The 8,658-nt window shown below is 42.7% G+C and carries 7 protein-coding genes; 3 read left to right on the top strand and 4 right to left on the bottom strand.

Features of this window, described 5'->3' with window-relative positions; all coding sequences use genetic code 11:
* The 4 genes from VOR_RS0108740 to bamD form a co-directional block, all read right to left on the bottom strand.
* A partial coding sequence (locus VOR_RS0108740; protein WP_010319332.1) for an extracellular solute-binding protein occupies nt 1-713 on the bottom strand: 713 nt, incomplete at its 3' end.
* Between the two features lie 215 nt (nt 714-928).
* Entirely contained in the window at nt 929-2,107 is a 1,179-nt protein-coding gene (pheA, locus tag VOR_RS0108735; protein WP_010319331.1) for a prephenate dehydratase, read from the bottom strand.
* Nucleotides 2,108-2,340: 233 nt separating this feature from the next.
* Nucleotides 2,341-2,667 carry a ribosome hibernation-promoting factor, HPF/YfiA family gene (gene hpf / locus VOR_RS0108730; protein ID WP_010319330.1) on the bottom strand — a complete coding sequence of 109 codons (327 nt, stop codon included), beginning with the start codon at nt 2,665-2,667 and terminating at the stop codon, nt 2,341-2,343.
* A gap of 447 nt (nt 2,668-3,114) precedes the next feature.
* The gene (gene bamD, locus VOR_RS0108725; protein WP_010319329.1) at nt 3,115-3,840 is read right to left on the bottom strand and encodes an outer membrane protein assembly factor BamD; all 726 of its coding nucleotides are present in this window, start codon (nt 3,838-3,840) and stop codon (nt 3,115-3,117) included.
* Nucleotides 3,841-3,995: 155 nt separating this feature from the next.
* Here bamD and rluD point away from each other — a divergent pair, with 155 nt between their 5' ends.
* From rluD to clpB, 3 genes are all read left to right on the top strand, one after another.
* Entirely contained in the window at nt 3,996-4,970 is a 975-nt protein-coding gene (rluD, locus tag VOR_RS0108720; protein ID WP_010319328.1) for a 23S rRNA pseudouridine(1911/1915/1917) synthase RluD, read from the top strand.
* Nucleotides 4,970-5,695, top strand: a complete 726-nt coding sequence (pgeF, locus tag VOR_RS0108715; protein ID WP_010319327.1) for a peptidoglycan editing factor PgeF — start codon at nt 4,970-4,972, stop codon at nt 5,693-5,695. Before rluD ends, pgeF begins: the two co-directional genes overlap by 1 nt.
* 107 nt (nt 5,696-5,802) lie before the next feature.
* On the top strand, nt 5,803-8,379 hold the full coding sequence (gene clpB, locus VOR_RS0108710; protein WP_010319326.1) for an ATP-dependent chaperone ClpB: 2,577 nt from the start codon (nt 5,803-5,805) through the stop codon (nt 8,377-8,379).
* The last annotated feature ends 279 nt before the right edge of the window (nt 8,380-8,658 follow it).

Here is an 8,658-nt window from a genome sequence, read left to right as displayed (position 1 = left end):
CAATCATCACCGCCAAAATACTTATTTAAAGAAAATTGGTCACCACTGTATGCCAGTGCCATGTCTAGATTATCACTGTCAGGGTGGCTTCGGATGTAACTCAGTACATATTCATAGGTTAAGATATTTGAGTTCACAGACTGCATCTTTTGGTAAGCCAGTTTAAGTGCATTATCATCATTGGTGATGGGTGATTGTTGTTGGACATACAATGCTGGTAATAGGGTTTCAACTGTATCGTGAATCATCCCCACATGACCTTGGAGTGCTGGTGGCATGTCGATGAGATCAGCCCAGTTTCTGGGCTTGGTTGGGAGTTTACTTTTTCTGTAGACGATACCTACGGTTCCCCAAAAGTAGGGGACGGCGTGGCTACCACATGCCTGATTCCATTTCGCATCATTATGTTTTCTATTCGGTAGTGCGCTCAGGTCTTCAAAGGTGTTGAGCCGAGAATAGATAAGCGCCGATACGTTATCGAGTACGACAATATCAAAAGGTAGTTGGACACTTTTGACCATCAATAGACTTCGCTCATCATCATTATCAAAGTGATATAAATTGATGACGATGCCGCTACTTTGCCGCCATTGATCAACGATTTGCGGTGACATGGTGTCTTCCCACAAATAAATATTGAGCTCTGAGCTTCGAACGTGCGCTGAAATGCCTAGCAGAAATAGCATTAAAGCCAAAGGATGGATTTTCATCATGATATAAGTAGATGAACCTTATTTATTGGAAAAGGGCATCGTTCACAATGAAAGTGTCACAGATATCTTATGACGTGCGGAATATATTCCGTGGATTCAAAGTAGGCTGACAGCCCAAAACATAGTGATTAATTATGTGTGAAATGATTGGGCATTATATGAACTATGTTGATGGCTGTCAGCTGACTTCTGTCAAATATTTGACTTAAATGTGATTATTGAAGTTTTACTTGGGTCGGTTTAACATTTTCGCTTGGGTAGCAACCTAATACTTTTAAATGCTTCGTGATTTTTGTTAGCTCATTCAATGCTTGCTGCATTTCAATGGAATCAAGATGTGATTCAAGATCAACATAAAACATCTCTTCCCAAGGATTTCCCATAATGGGCCTTGATTCTAATTTGGTCATGTTAATGCCATAGCGTTGCAATACTAATAAGGTTTCAACAAGTGAGCCTGCTTGCTGTGATGTTGACATAATTAATGTTGTCTTCGCTGGGATTTGAGTAGAGACTTCCACTGGCTTTCTCGCAACAACAATAAAGCGAGTCTGGTTTTCTGTTTGATTGGCGATATTAGACTTGATTGATTGTAGGCCGTACAGTTTACCGCTAGAAGCATTGCCAATCGCGGCAACATCGTTGCGATTAAGCTGCTGTACTTTTAGCATCGCATCTGCTGTGCTTGCGCAGGTTTCAAGCGAAACACCTTTTAGACGGCTTAAAAATTCGCTGCACTGTTGGTGGGGTTGTGGGTGTGAATAAAGGATTTTGAGCTCTTCTAAACGTAATTCTGAGGTTGCAACTAAACAGTGCTCAATTGGTAAAGTGAGCTCACCGACAATGTACAAAGTAGTATGTTGTAATAAATCATATACTTCATTAATTGAACCTGAGCTGGTATTTTCAATCGGCAAGACCCCATAGTCGGCATGACCCGATTCAACCGTTTTGGTGACCTCTTTAAACTGATCGCAATTAAGTTCGATCAGTTCTGTATTTTTACGACTGAAGTACTCACGTGTTGCGAGATGGGAGTAAGATCCTTTGGCTCCTAAAAAAGCCACTCTTGCTAGTGGTTTACGGCTCAGTTGCGGATTGGCTAGGTTCTGTAAGTATGCTTGTTGTAGCAAGACGGAGTCTTCAATGATGGTGTGAAACAGCCTGGTAATGTATTGAGCATCTAAACTGTATTTTTCTTTACCATTATTAATCAATTTGACCAAAAGTTGTTGTTCTCGGACGGCATCTCTCACAGGCTTTGCGGTTTCCACTTTGCTTTTAGCGACTTCAATGCTGAATTTTCTACGCTCCGCCAGTAGGTTTAGCAGTTGATCATCGAGCTCGTTCAGTCGCAAGCGGATCTCTTCAAGTGAATAGTGCTTTTCAGTCATAAAAATGTCCTTGTAAAAAAGCCTCCCAGTGGGAGGCTTTCTGTTCGTCTTTGACTTATCTTCTCTTCTGCCAACGACCATGCCTCCAACGCTATGGGAGAAAAAAGAACAGTGAGGTTAAGTGCATAAGAAGGTGATTTCTCTTTGAATGTAAAGACACAATAAGCAAGCAACCGTAGAGCGTCAAGCAAAAAAATAGCGCTTGAAAGCGCTATTTTTTATCATATAAAACTTTATTCAATTTCTTCTTCTACTTCCGGTTTGTCGGTACGACGAGCTTCCGGTTTATGGCGCAGTTTGTTGAGTTGGCGTTCTAATTTTTGTTCTACCTCATTAATAGCTGCGTAAAGATCTTCATGGGTTGCAGAAGCGACTAGCTGTCCTTTGGGTACCGTGATAATCGCTTCAAATTTTTTCTGTTTATTGGGCTCTTCACTAAAGCTAGCTTGGCATCCTATGATATCCACTTGCCACTTCTCTAGTTTTTTAAATTTGCTCTCAATGTGAGTGCGGATTGCAGAGGTAATGTCGATATTTTTACCAGTGATCGTTACTTTCATAGATGTTTTCCTCTGTTGCATCCCTCATGGGTTAACTTCAGATTACTGATTTAACACCAAAGTAATGTGATTTAGATCACTTTATTGGATGTGATTTTAAAGGGTGAGTTTAAACGTGATCTTACGCAAAAAGTGCTGATAAAGAGTAAAGAAAAAGCTTGTGATTCCTATCAATCTGGATAGATTAGTTGAGAGGTCAAGCTAAGAATTTTCCATTTTTAGGGTCTCTTTACGGCCTAAAAAGAGCACTGCTCATTTCTTATTCAAGTGCTTTTTGTGATCTTTATTCTCATGATGCTTTGAAGTCCTTTGTTGTAGGTTGACTTACCTGCACGGCTCATTTTCCAATCGTATTTTGCTTGCGTGTTATTATTCCGAACGACCCCAAATAAAAAAACCACTCAAAGAGCGAGTGGTTTTCATGGTGTACCTAAGCTTATTTGCAAACTATTGTGGATTGAGTGCAATTAACTTTTGAGTTCGGGCAATGGCATCGTCCAGTTTGAGCTGTTTATATGCTTCCAACTGAATGTGTAATGATTTGCGAGCAGCTTCTGTGTCTGGATACGTTTTTTGTAGCTCCTGAGCACGGTTGATGGCTGCAATCCAAGCTTCACGACGTAAGTAAAAATCAGCGGTGGCGAGGTCGTATTCAGCCAGTCTATTTTTTAACGCAAATAAACGTTTATGAGCATCTTCTGCATAAGGGCTTGTTGGGTAGCGTTGCAGCAGTTTCTTAAAATCAGCAAACGCAGCTTTTACCGGTTCAGGGTCACGATCAGCGCGATCGACATTAAATAGGTCATGCATGAAGTTGCGATCTTGCGCCATATGCGTCAAACCACGCATGTAGAGTACCCAATCCATTTTTTCATGGGTTGGGTTCAAACGACTAAAGCGCTCAATGGTCGCTAAACCTAACGCAAGATCATCGTTTTTGTAGTAAGCGTAAATAAGATCAAGTTGAACTTGTTCTGAATATGCACCGAAGGGATAACGTGAATCTAACGCCTCAAGTTTTTGAATGGCCGTTAACCAGTTACCATTTTGCAGTGAGGTTTGTGCTTCTGAGTATAATTCAGAAGGCGGCACATCAGGGACAATCTCTTCGCTGCTTGAACAGCCAAATAACAGTGATAATGCGAGTAAGCCTGATAAAGTGTGGTGTTTCATGACAGGAGTCGTTTCCTTGAATTAATGCTTCTTAATTGAGTGCGTAATCGCTTTACAAATCGTTTCGTTACTTTCTTAGCAGTAACAGATACAATGACGCCATATTTTATCCATACTAGACGCTATTAGTCTCACGGTTTTTAAAAAAGTTCGATATGGCTCAGCAGATTGAATTAACAAATACAGTAAAAGATAGCCAGTTAGGTCAACGTTTAGACCAAGCTGTCGCTGAATTATTCGCAGATTTCTCTCGTTCACGCCTAAAAGAGTGGCTTTTAGAAGGCAAAGTTCAGGTCAATGGTGATGTGATCACTAAGCCAAGAATGAAAGTCATGGGAGGAGAAATCATTACAGTCCAAGCCGAGCTTGAAGATGAAGAGCGTTGGGAAGCGCAAGATATACCTTTAAATATTGTGTATGAAGATGACGATATTATGGTCATCAATAAACCACGAGATTTTGTCGTGCATCCGGGGGCAGGTACTCCAGATGGCACAGTGTTAAATGCACTCTTGTTCCATTACCCAGCTATCGCTGAAGTACCACGTGCAGGTATTGTGCATCGTTTGGATAAAGATACGACTGGTTTAATGGTGGTCGCTAAAACAGTCCCAGCACAAACTCACTTAGTTCGAGCGTTGCAAAAGCGTAAGATTACGCGTGAATATGAAGCGATTGTGATCGGTACCATGACGGCTGGCGGGATGATCGATAAGCCGATTGGCCGCCACTCAACAAAACGTACATTGATGGCGGTAAGCCCTATGGGTAAACCAGCGGTAACTCACTATCGTGTGGCCGAGCATTTTCGTGAACATACGCGACTTCGTTTGCGTTTAGAAACGGGTCGTACTCACCAAATCCGTGTGCATATGTCATATTTACAGCATCCTTTGCTTGGGGATACCGCTTATGGCGGCCGCGCTCGCATTCCGAAAGGGGCGACGCAAGAGCTGACCGATATGATCCGTGGTTTTGATCGTCAGGCTTTGCATGCCGTTATGCTTCGACTTGAGCATCCTGTCACTGGTGAAATGCTAGAATTTCATGCGCCAGTACCTGACGATATGATCATTATGGCGGAAGCTTTACGTGTGGATACTAAGTTGAATAAAAAAGACGAGTTCTAATGCAGAAGATCATCCCTAACTGGAATGCACCTAAACATGTAAAAGCTTTCTCCTCGACTAGAGTCGGTGGCTTTTCGTTAGCTCCTTATCAGGGGCTGAATTTAGGCATGCATGTTGGGGATGATCCTTTATTCGTTGAACAAAATCGCCAATGGCTAACGCAGCAAGCGGCGATGCCCTCTGAACCTATTTGGCTTGAACAAACGCATTCAACACAAGTGCTAGGGGTTACTCAACCTACTCAGCAGATTCTGAGTGCCGATGGCGTTTTTACCCATCAGCATAATGTGGTTTGTTCTGTAATGACCGCGGATTGCTTACCTGTTCTACTCACCAACCATAAAGGCAGCGAAGTGGCTGCAGTTCATGCTGGTTGGCGCGGGTTAGCTAATGGGATACTCGAAAATGCGCTCGCCAAATTTTCTAGTGATATCTTAGCTTGGCTCGGTCCTGCTATCGGTCCTACGGCATTTGAAGTCGGTGATGATGTATACCACGCCTTTGTTGATCAAAATACCAAAGCGAAGGCCGCATTTTGTCTTCAAAAGAATGGAAAATGGCTAGCAAATATTGCACAGTTAGCCACGTTAAGGTTGCATCAATGCGGTGTTTCAGAAATATCAACTAGCGGTCTTTGTACCTTCCATAATCCTCACCAGTTTTATTCCTATCGACGCGACGGAATTACAGGTCGCCAAGCTTCATTTATTTGGATCGAAGAGTAACTTACGCAAGATCAATCTTCCCTAACTTGCCCCTTGAAAAAGCACTAGTGCGTAGCCATCTTTAGCTACATAAGATTAGTTTCTCAATTAAGGTGAGGAAAGTTGGTATGCGTCTTGATCGATTTACAAGCAAATTTCAAATTGCCATTTCTGATGCTCAATCATTGGCATTAGGCCGTGATCATCAATATATCGAGCCTGTTCATTTGATGGTGGCATTGCTCGATCAAAATGGCAGTCCAATTCGTCCACTTCTTACTATGTTAAGTGTGGACGTTATGCAATTGCGCTCGAAGCTCAGCGAGATATTAGACCGTTTGCCAAAAGTTAGCGGTATCGGTGGTGATGTTCAGCTTTCTAGCGCCATGGGAACTATGTTCAATTTGTGCGATAAACTTGCGCAAAAACGGCAAGATTCCTACATTTCTTCGGAAGTATTTTTACTAGCCGCACTAGAAGATAAGGATGCGCTTGGTCAATTACTCAAAGAAATAGGACTTACCGAGCCCAAAGTTTCTGCAGCAATAGAAAAAGTGCGTGGAGGTCAGAAAGTGAATGATCCAAATGCAGAAGAGCTAAGACAAGCGCTTGAGAAATTCACAATCGATCTGACTGAGCGAGCTGAGCAGGGAAAACTTGATCCTGTCATCGGGCGTGATGATGAAATTCGTCGCACCATCCAAGTATTGCAACGCCGGACCAAAAACAACCCAGTGATCATTGGTGAGCCCGGTGTTGGTAAAACAGCGATTGTGGAAGGGTTAGCGCAGCGCATTATTAATAATGAAGTGCCAGAAGGTCTACGTGGTCGTCGAGTATTGTCATTAGACATGGGGTCTTTGGTCGCAGGGGCTAAGTATCGGGGTGAATTTGAAGAACGCTTAAAATCGGTGCTTAACGAGCTAGCGAAAGAAGAGGGTAATGTCATCCTCTTTATTGATGAGTTGCACACTATGGTCGGTGCAGGTCGAGGCGAAGGCGCAATGGATGCGGGGAATATGCTTAAGCCTGCTCTGGCTCGAGGAGATCTACACTGCGTCGGTGCGACGACTTTGGACGAATATCGTCAATATATAGAGAAAGATCCGGCACTTGAGCGACGTTTCCAAAAGGTACTGGTTGATGAACCTAGCGTAGAAGACACAGTAGCTATTTTGCGTGGTTTGAAAGAGCGTTATGAGCTCCATCACCATGTGGAGATCACTGATCCGGCTATTGTTGCTGCTGCGAGCTTATCGCACCGTTATATTTCTGATCGCCAGTTGCCCGATAAAGCGATTGACTTGATCGATGAAGCCGCTTCAAGTATTCGAATGCAAATAGATTCAAAGCCAGAATCTTTAGATAAGCTTGAGCGCAAAATTATTCAGCTGAAAATTGAGCAACAAGCGCTAACGAATGAACACGATGAGGCGAGTGAAAAACGCTTACAGGTGCTAAACGAAGAGTTAAAAGTGAAAGAGCGTGAGTTTGCCGAGCTGGAAGAAGTTTGGAATGCGGAAAAAGCAGCTCTTTCGGGTACTCAGCATATTAAGTCCGAATTAGAGCAAGCGCGTATGGATATGGATTTCGCACGTAGAGCGGGTGACTTGAACCGTATGTCAGAACTTCAATACGGTCGAATTCCTGAGCTTGAAAAGCAGCTCGACCTTGCAACTCAAGCTGAAATGCAAGAGATGACTTTGCTGCGCAACAAAGTAACTGATGTAGAAATTGCGGAAGTGCTTTCAAAGCAAACTGGCATTCCAGTTTCTAAAATGCTGGAAGAGGAGAAAGAAAAACTGTTGCAAATGGAGGATGCGCTGCATCAACGAGTTATCGGACAAGTTGAAGCCGTCGAAGTGGTATCAAATGCGATTCGCCGTAGCCGGGCTGGGTTATCTGATCCAAATAGACCGATTGGCTCTTTCTTATTCTTAGGGCCAACTGGTGTGGGTAAAACTGAATTGTGCAAAACACTCGCAAACTTTATGTTTGATAGTGAAGATGCCATGGTGCGAATCGACATGTCTGAGTTTATGGAAAAACACTCAGTAGCGCGATTAGTCGGCGCGCCTCCAGGTTATGTGGGCTACGAAGAGGGTGGCTACTTGACCGAGGCTATTCGCCGTAAACCGTACTCGGTTATCTTGTTGGATGAAGTTGAGAAAGCACACCCTGATGTCTTTAATATTCTGCTACAGGTATTAGATGATGGGCGCTTAACGGATGGGCAAGGACGCACAGTTGATTTTCGTAATACAGTGGTAATCATGACCTCAAACTTAGGGTCTTCGCAAATTCAAGAAAAATTCGCAAGCTTGGATTATGAAGGCATTAAAAAAGAGGTAATGGAGATTGTAGGTAAACATTTTAGACCGGAGTTCTTAAACCGAGTGGATGAAAGTGTCGTATTCCATCCATTGGCGCAAGAACAAATTAAATCGATCGCTTCTATTCAATTAGCCCGTCTTGGTAAACGAATGGAAGAGAAAGGTTATCAGCTTGAGGTGTCTGAAAAAGCGTTAGAGCTGATTTCTCAAGTTGGGTTTGATCCTGTTTACGGAGCAAGACCATTGAAACGCGCTATTCAACAAAGCGTTGAAAATCCATTAGCGAAAGAAATATTGGCAGGAAGAATCCTACCGGATAAAAAAGTTAAGCTAGTTGTTAACAATGACCAAATTATTGCTCATCAAGACTAAACATCTACATTCAAAAGGGCCAGAAATGGCCCTTTTTGCTTGAAGATTACTCTCATTGGTTCTTTTGTGAGCTGTCAGTTCGTTTTTATGAGAAAGTTTCATTTTAAGACTTGTGTCCTTCTCTAAACTACCTATAATTCGCCTCGTTGTCAGGGCAGTGCGCTGGTAATGGATGGGAATTTCTTTAAAAGAAATAATTGATAAAGTGTTTGACACTTAATGTTATCTCGCTAGAATGGCCGCCTCTTCAAAGTAAGCCTCGGCAACCTGGCGAAGAAC

This window comes from Vibrio ordalii ATCC 33509 (assembly GCA_000257205.1).
Lineage (GTDB): Bacteria > Pseudomonadota > Gammaproteobacteria > Enterobacterales > Vibrionaceae > Vibrio > Vibrio ordalii.
This window is presented reverse-complemented; position numbering and strand designations above follow the sequence as displayed.

Coding starts and splice junctions, on each gene's coding strand:
- pheA (WP_010319331.1), bottom strand. CDS start 2,107: ATGACTGAAAAGCACTATTCACTTGAAGAGATCCGCTTGCGACTGAAC.
- hpf (WP_010319330.1), bottom strand. CDS start 2,667: ATGAAAGTAACGATCACTGGTAAAAATATCGACATTACCTCTGCAATC.
- bamD (WP_010319329.1), bottom strand. CDS start 3,840: ATGAAACACCACACTTTATCAGGCTTACTCGCATTATCACTGTTATTT.
- rluD (WP_010319328.1), top strand. CDS start 3,996: ATGGCTCAGCAGATTGAATTAACAAATACAGTAAAAGATAGCCAGTTA.
- pgeF (WP_010319327.1), top strand. CDS start 4,970: ATGCAGAAGATCATCCCTAACTGGAATGCACCTAAACATGTAAAAGCT.
- clpB (WP_010319326.1), top strand. CDS start 5,803: ATGCGTCTTGATCGATTTACAAGCAAATTTCAAATTGCCATTTCTGAT.